The 25,555-nt window shown below is 65.7% G+C and carries 23 protein-coding genes; 16 read left to right on the forward strand and 7 right to left on the reverse strand.

The window, feature by feature from the left end; translation table 11 throughout:
* The first annotated feature begins 125 nt into the window (after positions 1–125).
* The 6 genes from acnA to ACT6UX_RS09375 all read left to right on the forward strand — a co-directional run bounded on the left by acnA (position 126) and on the right by ACT6UX_RS09375 (position 8,574).
* The gene (gene acnA / locus ACT6UX_RS09350; RefSeq protein ID WP_444774878.1) at positions 126–2,813 is read left to right on the forward strand and encodes an aconitate hydratase AcnA; all 2,688 of its coding nucleotides are present in this window, start codon (positions 126–128) and stop codon (positions 2,811–2,813) included.
* A 20-nt stretch (positions 2,814–2,833) separates the two neighbouring features.
* Entirely contained in the window at positions 2,834–3,388 is a 555-nt protein-coding gene (locus ACT6UX_RS09355) for a DinB family protein (RefSeq protein ID WP_444774879.1), read from the forward strand.
* Positions 3,388–4,509, forward strand: coding sequence for an alpha/beta fold hydrolase (locus ACT6UX_RS09360; protein ID WP_444774880.1), 1,122 nt, complete (start codon positions 3,388–3,390; stop codon positions 4,507–4,509). Before ACT6UX_RS09355 ends, ACT6UX_RS09360 begins: the two co-directional genes overlap by 1 nt.
* A 6-nt stretch (positions 4,510–4,515) precedes the next feature.
* A complete protein-coding gene (locus tag ACT6UX_RS09365) occupies positions 4,516–5,187 on the forward strand; it encodes a nitroreductase (RefSeq protein WP_444774881.1) in 672 nt (223 codons plus the stop codon).
* Between the two features lie 85 nt (positions 5,188–5,272).
* Positions 5,273–7,210 carry an acetate--CoA ligase gene (gene acs / locus ACT6UX_RS09370; protein ID WP_444774882.1) on the forward strand — a complete coding sequence of 646 codons (1,938 nt, stop codon included), beginning with the start codon at positions 5,273–5,275 and terminating at the stop codon, positions 7,208–7,210.
* 8 nt (positions 7,211–7,218) lie between these two features.
* Positions 7,219–8,574, forward strand: a complete 1,356-nt coding sequence (locus ACT6UX_RS09375) for an amidase (protein ID WP_444774883.1) — start codon at positions 7,219–7,221, stop codon at positions 8,572–8,574.
* 55 nt (positions 8,575–8,629) lie between these two features.
* Here the strand turns inward: ACT6UX_RS09375 and ACT6UX_RS09380 are convergent, their stop codons facing one another.
* On the reverse strand, positions 8,630–9,265 hold the full coding sequence (locus ACT6UX_RS09380; RefSeq protein WP_295134660.1) for a flavin reductase family protein: 636 nt from the start codon (positions 9,263–9,265) through the stop codon (positions 8,630–8,632).
* A gap of 94 nt (positions 9,266–9,359) precedes the next feature.
* Between ACT6UX_RS09380 and ACT6UX_RS09385 the strand changes: the two genes are divergently transcribed.
* From ACT6UX_RS09385 to ACT6UX_RS09420, 8 genes are all read left to right on the forward strand, one after another.
* On the forward strand, positions 9,360–9,938 hold the full coding sequence (locus ACT6UX_RS09385; protein ID WP_444774884.1) for an SCO family protein: 579 nt from the start codon (positions 9,360–9,362) through the stop codon (positions 9,936–9,938).
* Between the two features lie 76 nt (positions 9,939–10,014).
* Positions 10,015–11,235, forward strand: coding sequence for a polyhydroxyalkanoate depolymerase (locus tag ACT6UX_RS09390; protein WP_444774885.1), 1,221 nt, complete (start codon positions 10,015–10,017; stop codon positions 11,233–11,235).
* 53 nt (positions 11,236–11,288) lie between these two features.
* Positions 11,289–12,089: a mechanosensitive ion channel family protein gene (locus ACT6UX_RS09395; RefSeq protein WP_444774886.1), complete on the forward strand. Its 801-nt coding sequence runs from the start codon at positions 11,289–11,291 to the stop codon at positions 12,087–12,089.
* 15 nt (positions 12,090–12,104) lie between these two features.
* On the forward strand, positions 12,105–12,962 hold the full coding sequence (locus tag ACT6UX_RS09400) for a metallophosphoesterase (RefSeq protein WP_444774887.1): 858 nt from the start codon (positions 12,105–12,107) through the stop codon (positions 12,960–12,962).
* Between the two features lie 76 nt (positions 12,963–13,038).
* Positions 13,039–13,428, forward strand: a complete 390-nt coding sequence (locus ACT6UX_RS09405) for a YciI family protein (protein ID WP_444774888.1) — start codon at positions 13,039–13,041, stop codon at positions 13,426–13,428.
* Complete coding sequence (locus ACT6UX_RS09410; RefSeq protein ID WP_444774889.1) at positions 13,425–14,666, forward strand: RNA polymerase sigma factor; 1,242 nt, start codon at positions 13,425–13,427, stop codon at positions 14,664–14,666. The genes ACT6UX_RS09405 and ACT6UX_RS09410 overlap by 4 nt, the downstream gene beginning before the upstream one ends.
* A 76-nt stretch (positions 14,667–14,742) precedes the next feature.
* A complete protein-coding gene (locus ACT6UX_RS09415) occupies positions 14,743–15,153 on the forward strand; it encodes a VOC family protein (RefSeq protein WP_444774890.1) in 411 nt (136 codons plus the stop codon).
* A gap of 6 nt (positions 15,154–15,159) precedes the next feature.
* On the forward strand, positions 15,160–15,552 hold the full coding sequence (locus ACT6UX_RS09420; RefSeq protein ID WP_444774891.1) for a DoxX family protein: 393 nt from the start codon (positions 15,160–15,162) through the stop codon (positions 15,550–15,552).
* Position 15,553: 1 nt separating this feature from the next.
* Here the strand turns inward: ACT6UX_RS09420 and ACT6UX_RS09425 are convergent, their stop codons facing one another.
* The 3 genes from ACT6UX_RS09425 to recQ form a co-directional block, all read right to left on the reverse strand.
* On the reverse strand, positions 15,554–17,599 hold the full coding sequence (locus ACT6UX_RS09425; protein WP_444774892.1) for an ATP-binding protein: 2,046 nt from the start codon (positions 17,597–17,599) through the stop codon (positions 15,554–15,556).
* Positions 17,596–19,089 (reverse strand): ATPase domain-containing protein, encoded by a 1,494-nt coding sequence (locus tag ACT6UX_RS09430; protein ID WP_444774893.1) that lies wholly within the window; start codon positions 19,087–19,089, stop codon positions 17,596–17,598. Before ACT6UX_RS09430 ends, ACT6UX_RS09425 begins: the two co-directional genes overlap by 4 nt.
* Positions 19,090–19,200: 111 nt before the next feature.
* The gene (gene recQ, locus ACT6UX_RS09435; protein WP_444774894.1) at positions 19,201–21,018 is read right to left on the reverse strand and encodes a DNA helicase RecQ; all 1,818 of its coding nucleotides are present in this window, start codon (positions 21,016–21,018) and stop codon (positions 19,201–19,203) included.
* 158 nt (positions 21,019–21,176) lie between these two features.
* On the opposite strand from recQ, the gene ACT6UX_RS09440 reads away from it, so the two are divergent.
* Both ACT6UX_RS09440 and ACT6UX_RS09445 read left to right on the forward strand, forming a co-directional pair.
* Positions 21,177–21,386 (forward strand): DUF3309 family protein, encoded by a 210-nt coding sequence (locus tag ACT6UX_RS09440; RefSeq protein WP_444774895.1) that lies wholly within the window; start codon positions 21,177–21,179, stop codon positions 21,384–21,386.
* A 65-nt stretch (positions 21,387–21,451) separates the two neighbouring features.
* The gene (locus ACT6UX_RS09445) at positions 21,452–21,808 is read left to right on the forward strand and encodes a hypothetical protein (protein WP_444774896.1); all 357 of its coding nucleotides are present in this window, start codon (positions 21,452–21,454) and stop codon (positions 21,806–21,808) included.
* 145 nt (positions 21,809–21,953) lie between these two features.
* Here the strand turns inward: ACT6UX_RS09445 and ACT6UX_RS09450 are convergent, their stop codons facing one another.
* From ACT6UX_RS09450 to ACT6UX_RS09460, 3 genes are all read right to left on the reverse strand, one after another.
* The gene (locus ACT6UX_RS09450) at positions 21,954–22,727 is read right to left on the reverse strand and encodes a short-chain dehydrogenase/reductase (protein WP_444774897.1); all 774 of its coding nucleotides are present in this window, start codon (positions 22,725–22,727) and stop codon (positions 21,954–21,956) included.
* 173 nt (positions 22,728–22,900) lie between these two features.
* Positions 22,901–23,791, reverse strand: coding sequence for an MBL fold metallo-hydrolase (locus tag ACT6UX_RS09455; protein ID WP_444774898.1), 891 nt, complete (start codon positions 23,789–23,791; stop codon positions 22,901–22,903).
* Between the two features lie 24 nt (positions 23,792–23,815).
* Entirely contained in the window at positions 23,816–25,492 is a 1,677-nt protein-coding gene (locus ACT6UX_RS09460; RefSeq protein ID WP_444774899.1) for an SMP-30/gluconolactonase/LRE family protein, read from the reverse strand.
* Positions 25,493–25,555 lie beyond the last annotated feature (63 nt).

The raw sequence follows: 25,555 nt of genomic DNA on the forward strand, positions 1-25,555 counted from the left end.
TTTGACGCCGCATGGGTCCAATCTGACACAACGGCCACAAAGCCGCATCCGCCGATTGCCTGAGGAGGTGCATGCCCCTATTTTGCGCCACATCCGCAGAGAACCGACCTTCCAGGAGTGTAGATATGGCCGCCGCCCATCCCAATAGCTTCAAGGCTCGAAAGACACTGAAGGTCGGTAGCCGCAGCTATACCTATTTCAGCCTGAAGGCGGTCGAGAAGGAGGTCGGCGACCTGTCCCGCCTGCCCTTCTCGCTCCGCGTGCTGATGGAAAACCTGCTGCGCAACGAGGACGGCACGACCGTCAAGAAGACCGACATCGCGGCCTTCGCGGACTGGATCAAGAATGGCGGCCGCTCCACCAAGGAGATCAACTTCCGCCCCGCCCGCGTGCTGATGCAGGACTTCACCGGCGTCCCCGCCGTGGTCGACCTCGCCGCCATGCGCGACGCCATGGGCAAGCTGGGCGGCGACCCCAAGAAGATCAACCCGCTGGTCCCGGTCGACCTCGTGATCGACCATTCGGTGATCGTCGACAATTTCGGCAACTCGAGCGCCTTCGGCGCCAACGTGAAGCTCGAATACGAACGTAACCTCGAGCGCTACCAGTTCCTGCGCTGGGGCGCGATGGCGTTCGACAATTTCCGCGTCGTCCCGCCGGGCACCGGCATCTGCCACCAGGTCAACCTCGAATATCTCGCCCGCGTCGTCTGGACCAAGAAGGAAGGCAAGGAGACGATTGCCTATCCCGACACGCTGGTCGGCACCGATTCGCACACCACGATGGTGAACGGCCTGGCCGTGCTGGGCTGGGGCGTCGGCGGCATCGAGGCAGAGGCCGCCATGCTCGGCCAGCCGCAGCCGATGGTGATCCCCGACGTGATCGGCTTCAAGCTGACCGGCAAGCTGCCCGAGGGCGCCACCGCGACCGACCTGGTGCTCACCGTCACCCAGATGCTGCGCAAGAAGGGCGTGGTGAACAAGTTCGTCGAGTTCTACGGCGAGGGCCTCGACGAGATGCCGCTGGCCAACCGCGCGACGATCGCCAACATGGCGCCCGAGTACGGCGCGACCTGCGGCTTCTTCCCGGTCGACGACATCACCCTGGGCTTCCTCAAGACGACCAACCGCGGCCCGGCCGCCAAGCTCACCGAGGCCTATGCCAAGAAGCAGGGCCTGTGGCGCTCGAAGAAGTCGCCGGAGCCGGTCTTCACCGACACGCTCTCGCTCGACCTCGGCGACGTGGTGCCGAGCCTCGCCGGACCGAAGCGCCCGCAGGACCGCGTGCCGCTCGCGGAAGCCGCCCACCAGTTCATCGCGAACATGGAGAAGGAGTTCGACCGCAAGGACGACGGCAAGCGCATCCCCTGCGAAGGCACGAATTATGACCTCGGCCACGGCGACGTGGTGATCGCGGCCATCACCTCCTGCACCAACACCTCCAATCCCTATGTCATGCTGGGCGCCGGCCTGATCGCGCGCAACGCCGTGAAGCTCGGCCTCAAGGTCAAGCCGTGGGTGAAGACCTCGCTGGCGCCGGGCTCGCAGGTCGTGACCGAATACTTCGAAGCCTCGGGCCTGCAGAAGGACCTGAACAAGATCGGCTTCAACCTGGTCGGTTACGGCTGCACGAGCTGCATCGGCAATTCCGGCCCGCTGCCCGATCCGGTCACCAAGGCGATCGGCGACGGCGACCTGGTCGTGAGCTCGGTGCTCTCGGGCAACCGCAACTTCGAGGGCCGCGTCAATCCGCTGACCCGCGCCAACTACCTCGCCTCGCCCATGCTGGTCGTCATCTATGCGCTGGCCGGCTCGATGAAGATCGACATCACCAAGGATCCGATCGGCATCGGCAAGGGCGGCAAGCCGGTCTACCTGAAGGACCTCTGGCCCTCGAACATGGAAGTCGCCAAGACGGTCGACAAGTTCGTGACGGCCAAGGCCTTCAAGAAGCGCTACGCCGACGTCTTCGAGGGCGACCGGTTCTGGCGCGGCATCAAGACCAAGCCCAGCCTGACCTACGCCTGGGACGACAAGTCGACCTACGTGCGCAACCCGCCCTACTTCGAGGGCATGGGCAAGACGCCGGCCGCCCTGTCCAACATCAGCGGTGCCCGTCCGCTCGGCCAGTTCGGCGACTCGATCACCACCGACCACATCTCGCCCGCCGGCTCGATCCGCAAGGACAGCCCCGCCGGCAAGTACCTGATGGAAGAGGGCGTCGAGGCCAAGGACTTCAACCAGTACGGCACGCGCCGCGGCAATCATGAGGTGATGATGCGCGGCACCTTCGCCAACATCCGCCTGAAGAACGAGATGGTCCCGGGCGTCGAGGGTGGCTTCACGCACCACTATACGACCGACCAGCCCGAGCCGATCTACGACGTGGCGATGCGCTACAAGAAGGAGCACACGCCGCAGGTCCTGATCGCCGGCAAGGAATACGGCACCGGCTCCTCGCGCGACTGGGCGGCCAAGGGCGTCAACCTGCTGGGCGTCAAGGCCGTGGTCTGCGAGACCTTCGAGCGCATCCATCGCTCCAACCTGGTCGGCATGGGCGTGCTGCCGCTGCAGTTCAAGAACGGCATGACGCGCAAGACGCTGAACCTGACCGGCCGCGAGACCTACGACGTGGGCGGCATCGACGGTGAGCTGAAGCCCGGCATGGACGTGCCACTGACCATCCATCGCCCCGACGGCGCGTCGGAGACGATCATGCTGACCTGCCGCATCGATACGGCGGAAGAGGTCGGCTACTTCAAGAACGGTGGCGTGCTGCATTACGTGCTGCGCAACCTGGCCCACGCGGCCTGACGCCGAAGGACACGGGACCCATGGCGACGGGGCTGCCAGGCCATGCCGTCGCCATGGCCCGCAACAACATCTGGGCGAACCACCGGCTGCTCAACGCCTGCAAGGCGCTGACGCCCGAAGAGTTCGCCGCGCCGCGCACGAGCTTCTTCCCCTCGCTGCGCGCCACGCTGAACCACATCCTCTGGGTCGACGTCTATTACATCGACGCGCTTCACCGCGATCCGACGGTGCTGAGCCGATATCACGACCCGATTCCCGACTTCCCCGACGCCGCGTCGCTCCATGACGCCCAGATCGCCAGCGACCGCCGGCTGCTGGCCTTCTGCGAGCGCCAGACCGAGGAAAGCCTGGCCGAGGGCCTGTCGCTGCCGCGCCCCAACCGCACGCCGCCGCCCTCCAGCGTGATCTCGATCCTCGAGCACCTGTTCCAGCATCAGACGCATCACCGCGGGCAGGCGCATGCGATGCTGGCCGGCACGTCGGTGAAGCCGCCGCAGCTCGACGAGTTCTTCCTCGCAGGCGAGCAGCATCTGCGGCGCGACGAATTGCTCGCGCTGGGCCTGGAGCCGAGCTGATGCGGCCGCGTCCTTCCTTTGCCGGTGCGGCCATCGAGGTGAGCGACCTCGCACGCTCCGTCGCCTTTCATCGTCTGTGGTTGCCGATGCTGGGCTTCCATCGCGTCTGGACCAGTCCCGACCGGGTGATGTGGTCACGCGGCTACGACCATTTCGTGATGCGCCAGGCCAAGGACGGCATCTCCTACGGGCCGGGCGCGCTGTGGCTCGCCGTCTCGGCCGAAAGCCGCGGTCAGGTCGACCAGGTGTTCGCCGAGCTGCGCGACGCCGGCGCCGAGATCATCCAGCCGCCGCAGGAGCTCGATTACCTCGCGCCCGGCTATTATTCGGTGGGCTTCCGCGATCCCGACGGCGTGCCCATCGAGGTCATGCATCGCTGGGACGACCTGCCCGAGGTACGCGACGCCGAGCAGGTGCGCGTGCCCGGCCACGGCGTCAGCCTCGGCGGCTATTTCTTCAAGCCGGTTGCCGGCCAGCCGCCCTATCCGGCGCTGATCCTGCTGCACGGTTTTGCGGGTCACGCCCACAACATGGTGGGACTCGCCCGCGCCGCCGCCGCCAACGGCTACGCCGCGCTGGCCCTGTCGCTACGTGGATGGCTGGGCTCGGAGGGCGAGAACGACCAGGGCCTGCGCCAGCCGCTCGACGTGCTTGCGGCCATCGACTGGCTTTCCAAGCGCCCGCTGGTCGATCGCGACCGGATCGCGTTGGTGGGCGCCTCGATGGGCGGACAGGTGGCGCTGCTCGCCGCCGCGCACAAGCCGCCGGTGCGCGCCGTCGCCGCCTTCTTCGCGCCCACGGACCTGGCGCGCTGGCGCGAGGCCAATCCCTACATGCGCGACTATCTCGACGACCTGTGCGGGCCCGAGGGCCTGCCGGTGCGCTCGCCGATCCTGCGGGTGGCGCAGATCGACGCACCTGTTCTCCTGCTGCACGGCGACCGCGACGAGAACGTGCCGGTCGAGCAGTCGCTCGCCATGGCCGAGGCGCTGGTTGCGCACGGCAAGGAGGCCGAGGCCGTCGTGATCCCCGGCGCCACCCACTATTTCACCGAACAGCAGAACGCCGCCGCGCGGCGCACGCTGTTCGACTTCCTGCGTCGTCATCTCACCCGGAGCTAGCCGTCCATGCGCGTGTCAGAAGCCGTCCATTCCCGCCGCTCCATGCGCGTCTTCAAGCCGGATCCCGTGGCCAAGGCCGATATCGAATGGATCATCGAGAACGCCAACCGCTCGGCCTCGAACGGTAACCTGCAGCCGTGGAAGCTCTACGTGACCATGGGCGCGGCGCGGAAGCGGCTCTCTGCGGCGATCCTGAGCGCCATGGATGCCGGCGATAACGGCCCGGGCGCCGAATACAACGTCTATCCGCAGGAAATGACCCCGGTCTACGACGCGCGCCGCAAGCTGGTCGGCAAGCAGCTCTACACCCTGCTCGGCGTACCACGCGGCGACGCCGCCGGCATGCTGAAGCAGTTCCGCAAGAACTACGAGTTCTTCGACGCGCCGGTCGGCATGATCCTGTCCGTCGAGAAGCGCATGGGCAACGGCCAGTGGATCGACTGCGGCATTTTCCTCGATCAGCTCATGCTGCTGGCGCGCGAGAAGGGCCTGCACACCTGCCCGCAGGCCGCCTTCAGCCGCTACCAGCACGTGGTGCGGCGCGAACTCAAGATCCCCGACGATCAGACGGTGATCTGCGGCCTGGCGCTGGGCTACGCCGATCCCGACGTGGTGCCCAACAGCCTGATCACCGACCGCGCGCCGATTGCGGATTTCACGACCTGGTTCAGCGAGTGACGCCCAAAGTCGAATTGCCGAGCCCGGCGGCAGCGGGCTAGAACGCAGGTAATTCAAGGCACAAAGCCGAAGCTGGAGGAAAGCCATGGCCGATGAAGTGATCGCCGTCAGCGCGGACTGGGCCAAGCGCGCCTATGTCGACGAGGCCAAGTACAAGGAGATGTACGAGGCCTCAACCAAGGATCCCGCCAAGTTCTGGGAAGAGCACGGCAAGCGGATCGACTGGATCAAGCCCTACAGCCCGGCTGCCGTGCGCGACGTCGACTACAACGGCGACGTCCGCATCCGCTGGTTCCACGATGGCGTGCTGAACGTATCGGCCAATTGCATCGACCGTCACCTCAGCCATCGCGCCGACCAGACCGCCATCATCTGGGAAGGCGACGATCCGGCGAAGTCGAAGAAGATCACTTATCGCGAGTTGCACGGCGAAGTCTGCCGCATGGCCAACGCGCTGAAGGAACTCGGCGTGAAGAAGGGAGATCGCGTCACGATCTACCTGCCGATGATCCCCGAGGCGGCGTACGCGATGCTGGCCTGCACCCGCATCGGCGCCATCCATTCCGTCGTATTCGGCGGCTTTTCGCCCGACAGCCTCGCCAACCGCCTGGTCGACTGCGACAGCAACGTGGTGATCACCGCCGACGAAGGTCTGCGCGCCGGCAAGCACGTGCCGCTGAAGGCCAATTGCGACGAGGCGCTGAAGAAGGCGCCGGGCGTGAAGAAGGTGCTGGTCGTCAAGCATACCGGCGGCAAGGTCGGCTGGGAGGCCGGCCGCGACGTGTGGTGGCACGAGATCGCCACCAAGGTGCCGGCCGAGTGCGCGCCCGAGCCGATGGGCGCCGAAGATCCGCTGTTCATCCTCTATACGTCGGGCTCGACCGGCAAGCCGAAGGGCGTGCTGCACACGACCGGCGGCTACATCGTCTTCGCGTCGATGACCCACCAGTACGTGTTCGATTATCACGACGGCGACGTCTACTGGTGCACCGCCGACGTCGGCTGGGTGACCGGCCACAGCTACATCCTCTACGGACCGCTGGCCAACGGCGCCACCACCCTGATGTTCGAGGGCGTGCCCAATTATCCCGATTCCAGCCGCTTCTGGCAGGTGATCGACAAGCACCAGGTGAACATCTTCTACACCGCCCCCACCGCCATCCGTGCGCTCATGCGCGAGGGCGAGGCACCGGTGAAGAAGACCAGCCGGAAGAGCCTGCGCCTGCTCGGCTCGGTCGGCGAGCCGATCAATCCCGAGGCCTGGCTGTGGTACCACCGCGTGGTCGGCGACGATCGCTGCCCGATCGTCGACACCTGGTGGCAGACCGAGACCGGCGGCATCCTGATCACGCCGCTGCCCGGCGCCACCGCCCTGAAGCCCGGCTCGGCGACTCTGCCGTTCTTCGGCGTGCAGCCGGTGATGGTCGATGCCGAGGGCAACGAACTGCAAGGCCCCTGCACCGGCAATCTCTGCCTGATCAACTCCTGGCCGGGCCAGATGCGCACGGTCTACGGCGATCACCCGCGCTTCATCGAGACCTACTTCAAGACCTATCCGGGCAAGTACTTCACCGGCGACGGCGCGCGCCGCGACGAGGACGGCTATTACTGGATCACCGGCCGGGTCGACGACGTGATCAACGTCTCGGGCCATCGCATCGGCACCGCCGAGGTCGAGAGCGCGCTGGTCGCCAACACCAAGGTGGCCGAGGCCGCCGTGGTCGGCTTCCCGCACGACATCAAGGGCCAGGGCATCTACGCTTACGTCACCCTGAAGGCCGGCGAGCAATCCTCCGAGGAGCTGCGCAAGGAACTGGTCGCCTGGGTGCGCAAGGAGATCGGCCCGATCGCCACGCCGGACGTGATCCAGTGGGCGCCCGGCCTGCCCAAGACCCGCTCGGGCAAGATCATGCGCCGCATCCTGCGCAAGATCGCCGAGAACGATTTCAGCAACCTGGGCGACACGTCCACGCTCGCCGACCCGATGGTCGTCGACGATCTCGTGAAGCACCGCGGCAAGTAAGGATTCCGATGGCCAACCCGACGATCACCCAACTCGCCGCGGACCTGGCCGCCGGCCGCACCACCTCGCGCACGCTCGCCGAAGAGGCGCTGGCCCGCATCGAAGACCCCAAGGGCGAAGGCAAGCGCGCCTTCGTGAAGGTCTGGAAGGAGCAGGCGCTGGCCGCCGCCGATGCGAGCGACGGTCTGCGCAAGGCGGGCCTCGTGCCGTCGACGCTCGCCGGCATCCCGGTCTCGATCAAGAACCTGTGCGACGTCGCGGGCGAAACCACGCTCTCGGGCTCGAAGGCGCTCGACGATGCCAAGCCCGCCACCGCGGATGCGCCCGTGGTGGCGCGCCTGCGCGCGGCCGGCGCGGTGATCGTCGGCAGCACCAACATGAGCGAATTCGCCTTCTCGGGTGTCGGCTTCAACCCGCACTACGGCACGCCCGGCAATCCGGCCGACCGCACGCGCGTGCCCGGTGGATCCTCGGCCGGCGCCGCCGTCTCGGTCGCCGACCGCATGGCCGTCGCGGCGCTGGGCACCGACACCGGCGGCTCGGTGCGCATCCCGGCCGCGGTCTGCGGCCTCGTGGGCTTCAAGCCGACGGCGCGCCGCGTACCCATCGACGGCGTCATCCCGCTCTCGACCTCGCTCGATTCGATCGGGCCGCTCGCCAACTCGGTCGAGGATTGCGCCATCGTCGACGCCGTCTTCGCCGGTGAATTCGGAAAGGGGCCGATCTCGGTGCCCGACGCGGCGCCGCTCGCCGGACTGCGCTTTGCCATCCCGAAGCATTTCGTGATGGATGAACTCGATGCGACCGTGGCCAAGGCCTTCGAGCGCGCTTGCAAGGCGCTGGCGGCCAAGGGTGTGAAGATCGAGGAGATCGACCTCGCCGAGCTGAACGAACTGCCGGCCATCAATGCCAAGGGCGGGTTCGCGGCCTCCGAGGCCTATGCCTGGCACAGGGAGCTGATCGCGCGCCGTGGTCCGGACTACGACCCGTTCGTCCATCCGCGCATCATGCGGGGCAAGGACATGACCGCCGCCGACTACATCGAGCTGCTGGCAAAGCGCGCCGACCTCTGCCGTCGCGTCTCGGCCATCACCTCGAACTACGACGCGGTGATCATGCCGACCTGCGCCATCGTGGCGCCGACGATCGAGGAAGTCTCGACGCCCGAGGGCTTCACGAAGAAGAACCTGCTGCTGCTACGCAACACCACGGTCGGCAATTTCCTCGACCGCTGCGCCATCAGCCTGCCGTGTCACGCCAAGGGCGAACTGCCCGTCGGCTTCATGATGATGGGCGAGGCGATGGCCGACAGGCGCGTGCTCGCAATGGCGCGCTCGCTGGCGCCGGTGGTGGCGGCGCACTGAAGTTCTGCCCCCTCCGTCGGCGTCTTACGCCGACGGAGGGGGCAGAAGCTCTTGCTCACTGAAACCGCGGATCGTCCGGGCGGCGCATCTTCCAGACGTTCTCGACCGTCGTGTATTCGCTGTAGCCCAGCCGCGCGACCGGCTTCATCGACAGGATGTCGACACGGCCGTCCTTCAGGATGGCGTCGTCGATGTGGATGCCGACCACCTGGCCCAGCACGATCGATCCGCGCTTGGCCTCGTGCCCCGGCTCTTCCGGCAGCTCGATCGTCTTCCAGTACTTGCACTCGAGCGCCACCGGCGATTCCTTGACCCGCGGCGGCTTCACGAAGCGGCAGGGCTCGGGCGTCAGGCCGGCGAGCTTCATCTCGTCGATGCCGTAGGCCACCATCGCGGTGGTGATGTTCATCTTCTCGCTCATCTCCGCAGTCACCATGTTGACCACGAACTCGCCGGTCTCCTCGGCGTTCATGCGGCTGTGCTTGGTCGGCGTGTCGCCGTAGGTGCCGGTGATGGCGAAGTAGACCATGGGCGGGAACTCGCCGACGCCGTTGTAGAAGCTGTAGGGCGCGAGATTGACCCGGCCCTGGCCGTCGACCGTGGAGATCCAGCCGATGGGCCGCGGTACGATCAGCGCCTTCAGCGGATCCTGCGGCAGTCCGTGGTCGCGCTTGGCGGCATCGTAGAACATCGTACTTCCCTCTCGATCGAAACGCACAGGCAGAGAGGTTGTGCGACGAGGCGTCCGGCTTGTCGAGCCGCCCCGTGCAGCCCATGTTCACGCCATGTCACGCACAATGAAGGCGCTGCTCGGCGTCTGGATCGCGGCGCTCGTCGTCGCCGCCGGCTGGATCGGCTGGGATGCCACGCAGGGCGGCAAGCCGTCGATCGGCGGGCCGTTCCAGCTCGTCGACCAGGACGGCCGCCCCTTCTCGAGTGAACAACTCAAGGGCAAGCCCACCCTGATCTATTTCGGCTTCACCTATTGTCCCGACGTCTGCCCGACCTCGTTGCTGTTGATGGAAACGGCGGTCGAAAAGCTGGGACCGGATGCGGCCAAGAAGGTGAACCTCGTCTTCATCACCATCGATCCCGAGCGCGACACGCCGGAACTGCTCAAGGGCTATGTGCCGAACTTCGGGCCGGGAATCATCGGCCTCACCGGGACGCCACAGCAGATCGCCGACGTGGCCAAGGCCTATCGCGTTTACTACCAGAAGGTGCCCGGCAAGGAGGGTTCGCCCTACCTCATGGACCACTCCTCGATCGTCTACCTTCTCGACCGCAACGGTCGCTTCGTCACCCACTTCACCCATGACGCCAAGGCCGAAACCATTGCCAACGCCGTGGGGCGCCTTCTCTAAGTCGTTGATTTTTCACAATTGTTGCGCCGCAATATCGGCGTGACAAGGGCCCGCGTGAGCGTACAATCCGCGCCCCATGCTTTATCAAGCCTACGAATTCCAGCGCCAGCTCTCCGTCCCCCTCCGGATGTGGGCCAGCGCCCTCGAGCAGGTCTATTCCAGCCCCTACAATCCGTGGGCGGAAACCTGGTTCGGCAAGTCGATCGCCGCGAGCGCGGAGATCATGACGCGCCTCACCCAGAATTACGGCAAGCCGGCATTCGGATTGAAGACGACGGTGGTCGGCGACGACACCGTCGCCGTCAACGAAGAGATCCTGCTGCGCAAGCCCTTCTGCCAGCTCCTGCACTTCCATCGCGACACCACCCGCCGCGATCCCAAGGTCCTGGTCGTGGCGCCGATGAGCGGCCACTACGCCACCCTGCTGCGCGGAACGGTCGAGGCGCTGCTGCCCGACCATGACGTCCACATCACCGACTGGATCGACGCACGCGAGGTGCCGCTGAGCCAGGGCAACTTCGATCTCGACGACTATATCGACTACGTCGCCGACTTCTGCCGCTATCTCGGACCCGACGTCCATGTCATCGCGGTCTGCCAGCCTTCGGTGCCCGTGATGGGCGCCGCCGCGCTGATGGCCGAGGCGAAGGAGCCGCGTCAGCCCAAGTCGCTCACCCTGATGGGCGGCCCGATCGACACCCGCGTCAGCCCGACGGTCCCCAACGACCTCGCGATGCGCAATTCGATGATGTGGTTCCGCCAGAACGTCATCTCGACGGTGCCGCTCAACTATCCGGGCGCGCTGCGCCGCGTCTACCCCGGCTTCCTGCAGCTCACCTCGTTCATCAGCATGAACCTCGACCGCCATGTGAATGCGCATATGCGGCAGTTCGAGCATCTGGTGAAGGGCGACGACGATCCGGCCGGCGCTCACCGCGCCTTCTACGACGAATATCTCGCCGTGATGGACCTCAGCGCCGAGTTCTATCTCCAGACCATCGAGGTCGTGTTCAAGGAACATCTGCTGCCGCGCGGCGAGTTGGTGAGCCGCGGCCGCAAGATCGATCCCTCCTTCATCGAGACCGCCCTGATGACGGTCGAGGGCGAGCTCGACGACATTTCGGGCGTCGGCCAGACCAAGGCAGCACACGCCCTGACGCCCAACATTCCCGGGGCGAGGCACGTGCACTGGGAGCAGCCGCGGGTCGGTCACTACGGCATCTTCAACGGCCGCAAGTGGCGTGAGCAGATCATGCCGCGCGTCCGCGCCTTCATTCGCGAGAACGACGCCCGCTAAGGCCCTCCGGCCGGCGGAGGAACCGCCCACGCGCCGCGGGCGTTGCCTCCCTCATGGAGATCGAGCAACAGTGGAACCATGCCGCCAACATAATGGTGGCCATGGGTACGACCTATGGGCTTCGGGTCGTCGGCGCGATCATCATCCTGTGCATCGGCTGGATGATTTCCCGGCTGCTCTACCGGGCAGTGGTCCGCCTGTGCCAGCGCACGCCGAGGATCGACCGCACCGTCGCGCTCTTCCTCGGTAACGGCGCCCGCTATACCGTCCTCGTTTTCACCTTCGTCGCCGTTCTCACGACCTTCGGCATCGCCACCACGAGCTTCGTCGCCGTTCTGGGTGCGTTGGGCATCGCCATCGGCCTGGCGCTCCAGGGCACGCTCAGCAATCTCGCGGCAGGAATCATGCTGGTTGTTTTTCGCCCGTTCCATATCGGCGACCGGGTCGAGACCGGCGGAGTCACGGGCATCGCGCGTGAGATCAACCTGTTCTTCACGGAGATCGACGGCGACGACAACACGCGCATCATCATTCCCAACGGCAAGCTATGGGGAGAGATCCTGAAGGTGCCGACCCGCAATGATACCGCGCGACTGGAATTCCGCGTTCCCCGGCCCGCAAACGAAGACATTGACACCTCGATCTCGCGCCTTCGCGCAACGATCGAACGGGATGCCCGGGTTCTCAAGGTCTCGGCGATCGGCATCGATACGCTGGAGGCCGACAAGTACACATTGGCTGCACAGGTATGGACCCCGCGGGAGTCGGCCATGCAGCTCAAATACGACCTCAATCGAGGGATCAAGCACGAGTTCGACCGCGAGCCGGCGGCGGTGGAGCGCCTATCCGGATAGGGCTAGCATGGCCCCATGACCGACCTCCCCGTCACCGTCTCAGAGTGGAAGCCCGCTCCCTTCGATCTGAAGGGCGAGACGGTGTTCGCCATCGGCGATGTCCATGGCTGTGCGCCCGAACTCGGCGCGCTCCTGAATTCGATCGCGGGACTGGCCGGTGAGACCGCAAGCAAACGACGGCTCATCTATCTCGGCGACATGATCAACCGCGGCCCCGACAGCGCCGGTGTGCTCGAACTGTGGGCCCGCTCGGAGGAAGCGCACGGCGTCGACCATGTCGACCGGCTGATGGGCAACCACGAGATCATGATGATGCTCACTTTGGTCGGCGGTCCGCATGCGCACAAAGCCGAGACCATGTGGCTCAGCAAGCGAATGGGCGGCCACATTCTCCTCGACGAGATGGCGGCCCGCGCCGGCCGGGAAGCGGCCCATGCCGACCAGGCCCTGCTGCACGATGCGCTGGGCGAGACGGTCGTGCACCGCCTGCAGGGCATGCGCTCTCATGTCAGGCTGGGCAACACGGTCTTCGTCCATGGCGGTCTCGATCCCCATGCCGAGCAGGACGAGTTCCTCGCCCGCCCCTGGCTGATCTTCACAGAGGCGCGCTGGGCCTGGATCAATCATGGTTTCCTCGACTGGAAACAGGGTTTCGGCGGCACCTTGGTGGTCCATGGCCACACACCGCCCGACAAGCACCGGGCGATCAGCGGCATGGAAGATCCGCACCTCTTCGAGGGAGATCGTCTCGGTCTCGACGGCGGCAGCGCCCGTACCGGAATCGTGACCGGCGCGCAGATCGAGGATGGCCGCTATCGCATCCTGAAGGCCGGCATTCCCTTCGAGACTCCGGTCTCTTCCGACGCCGGGTGAGCTGAAATAATTCAGGGCCGGGCTGTCGGCACGAGGCCCGGTCCTGCGTCCTCCGTCCAACAGGAGCCGAAGACCCATGCTCTACGCCATCCTTTGCTACAATTCCGAGGAAGCCATCGGCTCGTGGTCGAAGGAATACCACGATGAGACCATGACGAAGCTCTATGCCGTGAACGACAAGCTCGCCCGGCAGGGACGGCTGGGGCCGGTCGCCCGCCTCCTGCCGACGACGGCCGCCACGACCCTGCGCAAAGGGCGCGAGGAGATGGTGATCGACGGGCCGTTCGCGGAGACCAAGGAACAGCTGCTCGGCTTCTACGTCATCGACTGCACCTCCCTGGAGGAGGCGATCGATACGGCGAAGGAACTGGCTAAGGCCAATCCCGGCACCGGCAGCTACGAGATCCGGCCGGTGGCCGAGTTCCATCCCAGCCAACTCGCCGACGAGAAGCAGCCGGCCACATGACCGATCTCGGCTGGATCGATCCGATTCTGGGTGCGGCCCGCCCCCGGGTGATGGGGGCGCTGCTGCGCTACTTCCGGAGTCTCGATACCGCCGAGGAAGCCTTCCAGGAAGCCTGCCTGCGCGCGCTGAAGACCTGGCCGCAGAACGGCCCGCCGCGCGATGCCGCGGCCTGGCTGATCCTGGTCGGTCGCAATGCCGCGATGGACCAAGTCCGCCGGCAGGCGAAGCAAACGGAACTGCCGGACGAGGCGGTGCTCTCGGACCTCGACGACGCCGAGTCCTCGCTGGCCGACCGGCTCGACGGCGAGCACTACAAGGACGACATTCTGCGGCTGCTGTTCGTGTGCTGCCACCCCGACCTCCCGGCGACCCAGCAGATCGCGCTGGCGCTGCGCATCGTCTGCGGCCTCTCGGTGAAGCAGATCGCCCAGGCCTTTCTGGTCGGCGAGGCCGCGATGGAGCAGCGCATCACCCGCGCCAAGGCCCGCATCGGCAATGCCGGCGTTCCGTTCGAGACACCGGGCGCGCCGGAGCGGGCCGAACGGCTCGCCGCCGTGGCGGCCATGATCTACCTGCTCTTCAACGAGGGCTATTCCGCGAGCAGCAGCCGTGAGGCCGAGGCGCGCAAGCCGCTGGCCGAGGAGGCGATCTGGCTCGCCCGCCTGTTGCTGCGCCTGTTTCCCGCCGAGCCCGAGATCATGGGCCTCACGGCGTTGATGCTGCTGCAGCGCGCGCGGGCCAAGGCTCGCTTCGACGGGGAGGGCAACATCGTGTTGCTGGAGGACCAGGATCGCAGCCTGTGGAGCCGGCCGCGCATCGCCGAGGGACTGGCCCTGATCGACAAGGCGATGCGCCACCGCCGGCCGGGCCCCTACCAGATCCAGGCGGCCATCGCGGCATTGCATGCCCGCGCGCAACGCGCGCAGGACACGGACTGGGCACAGATCGACCTGCTCTATGCCAACCTCGAACGGCTGCAGCCGTCGCCCGTCGTGACCCTCAATCGGGCGGTTGCGGTCTCGAAGGTTCGCGGACCCGAGGCCGCGCTCGAGATGATCGAGCCGCTCGGCGCACGGCTGCAGGGCTACTTCTATTTCCACGGCCTGAAAGGGGCGTTGCTGCAGCAACTCGAACGCCCCCAGGAAGCCCGGGAAGCCTTCGGCCGCGCGATCGCGCTCGCCAACACCCCGGCCGAGGCGGCACATATCCGGCACCATCTAGACCGGCTGTCTTGCTGAAAAAATCCGGCCGGCCGTGTCGGATCGGAAGCCGGCCGTTCGTCCTCGGCACATGACATCAGCCAAGGAGACCGTCATGAGCCCTGCCGTCCAGCCGCCCGTCCTCGGTGGCCCCTGCCCCTATCTCTCAGTCAGCAATGCCAGCCAGGCGGCCGAATTCTATGCGACGGCGCTCGGCGCCCGGGAAGTCATGCGCATGCCGCCCGACGACAAGGGCCGTTACATGCACATTCATCTGGTGATCAACGGCGGGTCCCTGATGCTGGCCGACGCCTTCCCCGAGCATGGCGCTCCGCTGGAAAAGCCCGCGGCCTTCATCCTCCATCTCCAGGTCGACGACGTGGATGCCGCCTTCGACAAGGCCTTGAAGGCGGGAGGCACCGTCGTGCTACCGGTGCAGGACATGTTCTGGGGCGACCGCTACGGCCAGTTCCGCGACCCGTTCGGCGTCCTGTGGTCCATGGGCACGACCATGAACAAGAGCTGAGCAAGCATGGTCTCTGCAAGAGCACTCTGGGCAGGCCGCGTCCTCAGCGGCCTCGCCATCCTGTTCCTGATCTTCGACGGGATGATCAAACTGCCGCCACTCGACATCGTAACCGGCACCATGAAAGAGCTGGGCTACCCGACGACTGATTCCTTTGCACGCTTCCTAGGGGCAGTGACCCTCGCCTGCACGGCGCTTTACGCCTGGCCTCGAACCGCGTTGCTGGGCGCGGTCCTGCTGACCGGCTTGTTCGGGGGCGCGATCGCGACGCACTTGAGAATCGACAGCCCTCTGTTCAGCCACACGCTGTTCGGCATCTATTTCGGCATTACGGTCTGGGGCGGCCTGTGGCTGCGCGACGAGCGCGTGCGGCGGGTGATGCCGTTCCTGACCCGATGACTCACCCCAGCAAGTTTTGGATCTGCTCGGCAAGTTGCTGCTGCTGATAGGGCTTGCTGAGGCGCGGCAGGACAAACCCGGGGCGTGTTGGCAGATCGGCGTAACCGGTGGCGAGCAGTATCGGAAGGTTCGGCCGCAGCGCCCGAGCTTGCTCGGCGAGTTCCAGTCCGGTCATGCCGGGCATCGCATAGTCCGTGATCATCAGGTCGAGGGATTGGCCGGAACGCAAGATTTCCAGCGCCTCCGATCCTGAAGTCGCCCCGACGACTGTGTGTCCGAGATCCTCGAGGAGCGAAGTCGTGCTCAGGCCGATGAGATAGTCGTCATCGACGAAGAGAATGATCGCCCGGCGCTTCTCTCCCGGCGGTTCGACGGGAGACTCGGGAGCGAGGGGGATTGCCGCAGCATGGGCGACCGGCAACCACAGCTCCGCCCGCGTTCCCTGACCGGGCGTACTGAAGAGACGCAGAGCCCCTTTGAGTTGTTGGGCCAAACCGTGGATCATCGAGAGGCCAAGCCCGGTTCCCTTGCCGAGGTCCTTGGTCGAAAAGAACGGCTCTATGGCCTTCCCGAGTGTCTCGCCGTCCATGCCTACGCCGGTATCCGACACAGTGAGGCGAACATAGCGGCCGTCCGCCAGATCTCTCTCCGCGTCCGCGAGCGCGACATCGAGGGTCAAGGTCAAAGTGCCACCCGCCGGCATGGCATCCCGGCTGTTGACGGCAAGATTCAGCAAGGCGAGTTCGAGCTGATTGGCATCGACATGGGCCGGAGGAATGCCGGCGGGAAGATCGACGACCATCGTAATCGACGGGTCGAGCGAACGATGGAGCAGGTCATCCATGCCTCGCACCAATGCCCCGAGGTCGACGGGCCGGGCATCCAGCGACTGATGACGCGCGAAGGCGAGGAGGCGCTGCGTCAGTGACGCACCACGTTGCGCGCCCTGCATTGCGCCGTCGATCAGCCGATCACTGGAGGGGCTGGAAGGCACGCGTTTGCGCAGTAGTTCAAGATTACCGATGACGGCCGTCAGGAGGTTGTTGAAGTCGTGGGCGACGCCGCCAGTGAGCTGGCCGATCGACTCCAGTTTCTGCATCTGCCGCAGTTGTGCCTCCGTGCGTTCCCGCTCGGCAATCTGTGCCAGGAGTTCGTCGTGTGCGCTGCGAAGCTGAGCCGTTCGCTCCTCGACGCGCCTCTCGAGCTTCTCGTTCATGCCCTGAAGCGCCATCTCCGCCGACTTGCGGGCCGTAATGTCCGAAGCAAGGCCGACGAAACGCCGCGGCGATCCCAGGCCATCGCGGACCAAGCGTGCACGGACATCCAGCCAGAGAATTGTGCCGTCCGGGCGCTCGAAGCGGAGATCGACCGCAAAGTCTTCATTGGACGCAATGCTGTGGCTCAAGGCTCGAGCCACGCGGATCCGATCTTCGCCTGCAATCCCGCGCAGCAGCTCATGGAGCTCGATCTCCCGGGGGCCCGAGCGGCCGAGGATCGCTTTCCCCTCGACCGAGATCCCAAGTTGCGAGGTCGAAAAGTCGAATTCCCAATCTGTCAGGCGGCCGGCACGCAATGCCGTCCGCAGACGCACGTCGCTTTCCCGCAGATTGGCGAACAGCCGCCGCGTCTCATGCTGTCGTCGCCGACCCTTTGCGGCAGCGCGCGCAACGCTGATCAACGTGGTGGGATGGAATGGCCTCTCGAGAAACGAGACGTTGCCCAAGGCTTCGAGCCAGCGGGACGCGATGGGATTGCGCTCTGGGCCTCCGCCATGATCGGTTATGAGGAGAAACGGCAGGTCCGACCATGGAGGCTGTGTGGCGAGCCAGCCCGCCAGGGGTCTCAGGTCGGCGCCGCGAACAGCCTCTTCCGTCATCAGCACGAAAGCGACCTCGTCGTCGAGTGTATCGACCACGCTCGCGAGGTGCGGACACACGACGCACGGCACACCTGTTGGCTCGATGAGAGAAGACGCGACTGTGGCATCCCGCCCTTTCGGCGCCAGCACCAACGCTCGCAGGGGCGGTCCCAGGCTCTGGACCGTCATCCGCGTCGCGCCGGGCGCGACGGCGCACGCCCTTCGGGGTAGGAAGGCGTGCCGCGGAGGACGCCCTGAAATTCCACCAGGGGCTCACCGATATGCAGACCACGATCGATCCAGAACTCGCGTATCGTATCCTCGTGCCTGCCGCCGCGTTTCTTGATCACCGAGAGAGCGCGACGCACCGATCCCCCCGCCTCGAAGAAGCGAAGCAGGATCACGGCATCCGCGAGATAGGTGACGTCCACCGGCGATTTCATGTCGCCGACGATCCCTTGTTGCGCCACCGTTACGAAGGTCGAGACGCCGGTACGATTGAGGTATTGAACGAGTTCATGCATGTGAAGGATGAGCGACCTCTCCTCAGGCATGGCTGCCTGATAGCCGTTCAGGCTGTCGATCACGACCGACTTCATTGACGGATCGCTGGCCGCACTCTGAACAACATGGGCGAATTCGCCGGGCGACAACTCTGCGGCATCCAGCTGCGTCATTTGCAACCGACCCGTAGCCCGCATGGCGGCGAAATCGAAACCAAGCGGCTTGGCCCGGTCCACGATCAAGTCGAGTTCCTCGTCGAATACGAACATCGCAGCCTTGTCGCCGTTTCGAATGGCTTCTGCCGCGAATTGCCACCCCAGCGTCGACTTTCCACAACCCGCCGGTCCAACGAGGAGCGTGCTTGTTCCTTGCTCGATCCCGCCACCGAGCAGACCGTCCAAAGCGGGCAGTCCCGTACCGATCCGCCCCCGGGAGGATGATCGTCGGCTCTCCGCCGCGACCAGTCGTGGAAAGACGCGGGCGCCGCCCGGACGGATGACGAAATCGTGGTAGCCCCCGCGAAACCCCTGCGCCCTGTATTTCATCACGCGCAGGCGTCGTCGTTCGCCGCCATAGTCCGGCGTCATCTCCTCGAGCCGGATGACACCGTGTGCGACGCTGTGCACCGTCTTGTCGTGAATGTCGGTCGTCAGATCGTCGAGCATGAGAACCGTCGCACCATGCCGCGCGAAGTAGTGTTTCATCGCCAGAATCTGGCGCCGGTATCGCAGCGAGCTTTGCGCAAGCAACCGAATTTCCGATAGCGAATCGAGAACGATCCGCTGAGCCTTGCTCTGTTCGACGGCTTCGAAGATCAGCTTGGTGGTTTCGCCCAGTTCGAGATCCGACGAGTACAGCAGGCTCTGCTGCTGGCTCGCATCGAAAAGGCTCTCCGGTGGCACAACTTCGAAGATCTCGACGTTGTCGCCCATCTCCCAACCATGGGATTCGGCCGTGGCATGCAGCTCCGCCTCGGTTTCCGACAAGGTGATGTAGAGGCCTCGCTGTCCAGCCTCGGCGCCCTCGAGAAGAAACCGCATTGCCATCGTTGTCTTGCCGGTACCCGGACTCCCCTCCAGCAGGAAAACGCGACCGACGGCCAAGCCGCCCAGCAGAACATCGTCCAGGCCCGGTACACCCGTCCGGTCCACAGACCGACTCATGCTGGCCGCCATCGCCTCCTCCGCCTTTGATGGCCACGCGGGGCCGGGAACGCCGGCCGGCTTCCACGGCAGCGCGATCTCCAAAACGGCGGGGAGGCTGAAGAAGTTCCGGAATCGGGCTTGTCAGGCTGACCGGTGCCCGATGACGGCCAGGAACTCGGCGCCATAGCGTTCGAGCTTGGCGTCGCCGATGCCGTGAATCTCGCGCATGGCGGCCTGGGTCGCGGGCCGGTGGGTGGCGAGTTCGACCAGGGTCCGGTCCGAGAAGACGACATAGGCGGGCACGTTCTGGGCCCGCGCCAACCGGGTACGCAGCGCGCGCAGCGAGTCGAGAAGCTGGCTGTCGGCGTCGCTCACGATCGCTGGCGCCGTGGCCCGCCCGCGGCGCTCCCCCTTTGCGGTACTCGACGCGGCGATCTTCCGCAGCTCGACCGTCTGCCTGCCCTTGAGCACGGCCCACCCTTCGTCGGTGACCCGCCAGCGGCCATGCTCCATCAGCTCCTGCGCAATCAGCCCGACCGCCGAAAGCTGGCGGAAGATCGAGCGCCAGTCCGCCGCCTTGCGATTTCGGCCGACGCCGAAGGTCGGCAACTGGTCATGATTGAACTTCGACACGTTGTCGGTGAGGTCGCCGGTCAGGATGGCGACGAGATGCTCCATGCCGAAGCGTTCGCCGGTGCGCACGATGGCCGACATCGCCTTCTGCGCGTCGACGGTCGCGTCGAACAGTTCGACGCCCTCGACGCAGAGATCGCAGTTGCCGCAGGGCTCCGACGCCTCGCCAAAATAGGCGAGAAGCGTCTGGCGCCGGCAACGGGGTGCTTCGGCAAGCGCCAGCAGGGCGCCCAGCCGCTGGCGCTCGATGCGCTTGCGCTCATCCGACGAATCGCTCTGCTCGATCTGCAGCCGCCGAAGCTGCATGTCGCCCAGCCCGTAGAGGGTGAGGGTATCGGCGGGCAGACCGTCACGGCCGGCGCGTCCGATCTCCTGATAGTAGGCCTCGACGTTTGACGGCAGATCGGCGTGGCACACGAAGCGCACATCGGGCTTGTCGATCCCCATGCCGAAGGCGACGGTAGCCGTCATCACCAGCCCGTCTTCCTGCTGGAAGGCATCCTGGTTGGCGTCGCGCACGCCCTTCTCGAGACCGGCGTGATAGGGCCGCGCCTTGATACCGGCCGCCATCAGCGCCTCGGCCAACTCCTCGACCTTGCGGCGAGACGAGCAGTAGACGATGCCGCTTTCGCCCGGATGGGCCTGCACGAAGGACAGGACCTGGCGCGTCGAACGTTCCTTGGGCCTGAAGGCCAGCCGGAGGTTGGGACGATCGAAGCTGCGAACGAAGACGCGCGGCTCCGCAGCGAACAGCTTCTCCACGATATCGCCCCGGGTCGGCGCATCGGCGGTGGCGGTGAAGGCCAGGGTCTGCAGGCGGCCGCCGATCTGGCGCGCGAGATTGCCGAGCGTCAGGTATTCGGGCCGGAAATCATGCCCCCATTGCGAGACGCAATGCGCCTCGTCGATGGCCATCATCGTGACATGCGCCTCGGCCAGCAACTCGACCGTGTCGGGCCGGGCCAGTCGCTCCGGCGCCACATAGAGAAGACGCAGCTCGTCCCGGCGCAGCAGCCCCAGCACGCGGCTGTTCTCGGCCGGATCGTTGCTGGAATTGAGGCTGCCGGCGGCGACACCGGCGGCGGTGAGCGCCCGGACCTGGTCGCGCATCAGCGCGATCAAGGGCGATACCACCAGGGTGAGGCCGGGCCGGACGATGGCGGGAAGCTGGTAGCAGAGCGACTTGCCGCTGCCGGTCGGCATCACCGCCAGCACGTTCTCCCCGGCCAGCACGGCGCGCACGATTTCCTCCTGGCCGGGACGGAAGGCGCTGAAACCAAACACTGAATGCAGGAGCGCCCGAGCGCGGGGGAGGAGACCGTCCATCGTCGGCGGCAAACTACCCCCGCCCGCCTGCCTGCGACCATGTGGAACGCCGTCGCTGGGGAAAGATCGTTGGCTGGTTCCGTACGGAATAAAGACCATTCCGCGGCGGAACCCGCACTCCCTGTGCTCGTTCATTCGCCAACGATAAGGGGATACTCATGCTGGGATTGAGCCTTGCCGTCCTGCTGGCGGCTGCAGGCATTGCGGCCTTTCCGTGCTGGCGCCACAGCGCGGGGTGGGGCTATGGACCGAGCGCCGTGGCCGGCGGCCTTCTGGTCCTGGTCGCGGCGGTGACCGTCGGGGACCGGATCACGCTCAGTTCCTCCCAGCAGACCGCGCCAATCCGTATTGGCATCCACCGCGTCTGAACAGGGGACTATTGAAGCGGGTTTTGCTATTCGCTCTTCCGGAATTCATCACGGGAGACCGATCAATGCTTCGCCTCGCCACTCTGGCCGCCGCCGCCCTCGTCGCCTCGGCAGCGTCACCCGCCTTCGCGCTCGACTGTCCGAAGCCGCAGCCGACGGCCAAGCCCGGCATCCTGAAGGAAACCCCGGCGCAGATGACGGCCGTCGGCAAGCAGCTGGCGAGCAGCGACACGTTCAATGCCATTGCCTCGGCGACGGCCGATCTCCGCCTCCGCTATCCCGGCGTCGAGAGCGCCGAGGTCGTGAACTACCTCCTCACGGCCTACTGCCCGGCCGTGGCGGCCGACAGCAAGCTGAGCGAAGCGCAGAAGAAGGCGGCGGTCGACGGCTTCGCCGCCAAGGTGATGCGCCAGGTCTACTGATGGGCTGAGCGAAGCTCAGCCAAGGAGCGGCAGGACATTGCCTGGGGTAATGTCCGAGAGCGCCGAAGGAAGAACGACCATCGGCCTCTCATGACCCCTCCGGCCCTGCGGGCCACCTCCCCATTTGAATGGGGAGGCAAAGGCTCTAATGGCGGGCGGCCTGCCCGCCATCGAGGGTCATGACCACGCCGCTGATGTAGCTGGCTCGGTCGGAGGCGAGGAAGACGGCGAGGTCGGCGACCTCGTCGGGCTCGGCAGCACGGCCGAACGGCATGTGTTTGGTCAGCTCCGCCCAGCGCTCGGCATCGCCGAACTTCTGTTCGGCCTGGGCGCGTAGCCGCGTCAGCATACGGTCGGTGCGGGTCGCCGGCGGATTGATTCCCACGACACGAACGCCGTGATCGACGCTCTTCGATCCCACGGCGCGGGTAAAGGCCATGATACCGGCGTTGCCCATCGTGCCGGCGACATAGTCGTAGTTGAAGCTCTCGCCGGCGAGGCCGATCACGTTCACGACGACGCCCGCCTTGCGCGCGTACATCTTCTCCAGCATGGCGCGTGTGGCGTTCACGTAGCCGAACACCTTGAGATCCCAGGCCTCGCGCCATTTCGGCTCGGTCATGCCGAAGACGTCGCCCTGCGGGATGGCGCCCGCGTTGTTCACGAGGATATCGGCATGGCCGACCGCCTCGACGATGCTGCGCGCGGTGTCGCCGTTCGAGAAGTCGGCGGGATGGATCTCGACCGGTACGTTGTGGCGGGCGCGGATTTTTTCACGGGCAGCTTCCAGGGACTCCTTCGACCGCGAGGCGATGTGCACCGTGCAGCCTTCGGCCGCGAATCCCATGGCGCAGGCGAAGCCGATGCCCCGGCTGCCGCCGGTAATCAGCACGGTCTTGCCCGTCAGCTTCAGGTCCATTGGTCGTTCCCCCTTGGCAGGCTGTTGAAATGGCTTTTTCAGATGCCGGCGGACAAGATCGCCCCGTCAACGGTACCAGGATACCTGCTCCAGGGGTGCTACTCTCGCTTCGTTTGATTCGTTTATTTCGTTTGTTTCGTTTATTTGCAGGACTCGGCTACTTCAACGGCGTGTCACAGCCGGTAGACGCTGTCGATGGCGGCGCGCCCATCCTCGGTCTTGACCCGTCCGTCCTTCACCATCTGGACGAGATGGGCCAGCATCGACCGCCCGGCCGCCGGATGCAGATGGACCGGCGTGTCGGCGTAGTTCTTGGCCACCATCTGCGGGATGGTCTGCGGACCGTCCTTGAGGCGCGCGATGATCTGCGCCTCGCGGCCCAGCCGATGCTCGATATAGGCCTGCACGAACGGATTGGGATCGCGGATCTCGGCGCCGTGCGTCGGGATGTAGAGGCTCTCGTCGCGCGGCAGCAGCTTGCGCAGCGAATTGAAGTAGTCGGCCATGTTGCCGTCGGGCGGCGAGATCACCGCCGTCGACCAGCCCATGACATGGTCGCCCGAGAGCAGCGCCTTGTCTTCCTTCACCGCGAAGCAGAGATGGTTGGAGATGTGCCCCGGCGTATGGACCGCCTCGACGTTCCAGCCGTCGCCCTGGATCACGTCGCCATCGTTCAGCTTGACGTCGGGGGCGAAGGAGAAATCGCCCTCCTGCTCCGCCGTCACGCCTTCGGGCGTGGGATGCGGCCCGTAGCTGTAGACCTTGGCGCCGGTCGCCTTGGCGAGCGCCGGCGTCGCCGGCACATGGTCGATATGGGTGTGCGTCACCAGGATGTGCGTCACCGTCTCGCCGCGCAACGCGCGCAGCACGGCATCGATATGCTCCTGATCGTCCGGACCGGGATCGACGACCGCGACATTGCCATGTCCGACGATGTAGGTGCCGGTGCCCTTGAAGGTGAAGGCGCTCGGATTGTTGGCGACGACCCGCCGGATCAGCGGCGTCACCTCCATCGCCGTGCCGTAGTCGAACTTGAAGTCCCTGATGAACGGAATACCGGCCATGGCAGCCTCTTTGGAATGCGCCGACTACGGCGGTGTCAACTTGTAGAGCGCGTTGCGGATGTCGGCGCTGACATAGACGATGCCCGTGCGGCCGACGGCGACGCCGGTCGGAACCAGTGCCGGCGGTCCACCGGCGAACGGCGCCAGGCCGATGTCGAGATTGGAGGCGATCACCGTCTTGGCACCCGTCGCCGGATCGATGGCGACGACCCTCTTCTGGCCGACCTCGGCGACGTAGAGCTTCCCATCCGGCCCGAGGTCGATGCCCTCGGGGCCGGCGAGATTGTCCGCCACCACCTTGCGTGTCCCCGTGGTGACGTTGATCTCGGTGACGGCGCCAGCCGAGATCTCGGTGACGTAGATGAGCGGGCCCGAGCCATGGACCATGGCGACGGGACCGCGCAGCTCCTTCAAGACGGTGCTGCGCTCCTTGCCGTCGGCACTCACCTTCACGAGGTTGCCGCTCGCCAGCTCGGCCACGTACATCGTGCCATCGGCGAACTCCACCGCATCCACCGGCGCGGCGAACTCGCCCAAGGTCGCCGTCACCTTGCCGGTCTTGCGATCTACCTTCTCGACGGTGTTCGAGAACCAGCTCGAGAGCAGCACGTTCTTCGGCCCGACCGAGATTCCGATCGGATAGGCGTGCGTCTCGCCATGGACGCGCAACACGTCGGTCACGTCGCCGTTGGCGCCGTCGACCGTGCGATAGCTGAACACGTCGGCCACGTGCACCGTGTCCTTGCCGCCTTCGCTGGTCACGGCGAGGTCGGTCGGAACGGCGAGCTTGCCCTCGACGATGGTGCGATGCGCGCCCGTCTGCTTGTCGACCAGGTAGACGCCATTGTCGGTCATCGAGGTGACGAACAGGCGGCCGCGCGAATCGAAGGCGAGATTGTCGAGGCCGGGCTTCATGGAGGCCACCAGCTTCTTGGCCTTGCTGGTGAGGCTGACGCTCCAGATGCCGCCCGTACCGGTATCGACGACGTAGAGGTTGTCGCGGTTCTGCGGATCGATGTTGGCGGCGGCCGGGGTCTTGAAGCCCGAGGCGATCACTTCGGTGGCGCCGGTCTCGAGATTCACCTTCACGATCTCGCCCTTGAACCAGAGCGGGCCGTAGAGGAAGCCGTCGTCCTTGTGGACCTCGAAGCCGTTGAGACCGCCGAGCTTTTCGGAAATGCGGCGCAGCTCCGACCGCCCCAGCGGCTTGAAGTCGGGCTTGTCGACGTTCTTGATGTCGATTTCATAGAGCGCATCGCCGAGGAAGACCTCGGAAACGAACAGCCGCCCATCCTTGCCGAACGCAAGCGAATTGGGGCCGCTCAGCCCCTGCGCGACCTCGATGGTCTTGCCGTTGGGCTTGCGGACATAGACCTTGCCGATCAGGAACGCCGTCCAGGCCATGGTGCCGTCATCGGCAAAGGCGATGTCGTCGGCCATGCCGGTCGGCGGATCGATCACGCGGTCGACTTCGCCTGAGTCGACCTGGACGCGGTACAGCGTCTGACCGATCACCGAGCCGGCAAACAGCTGGTCGTCCTTGTTGAAGGCGAGCCCGTGCACGCCATGGAACCAGGAGCCCGGCACCAGGAACTGCTGACTGTACTCCTTGGGCGGCGGCGCTTCGGCCTGCTGCGCAAGCGCGCCACCGGTTACGCCGAACGCAATCACCGCCGACGCGACAATGCGGCCCAACCCCATCCCGTTTCCTCCGACGTCCCAATCGCGGCGCGGACTTTAGACCGCGTGACAGGTTTTGTAACG

Origin of the sequence: Reyranella sp., from assembly GCF_052439685.1 — a bacterium.
Classification (GTDB): domain Bacteria; phylum Pseudomonadota; class Alphaproteobacteria; order Reyranellales; family Reyranellaceae; genus Reyranella.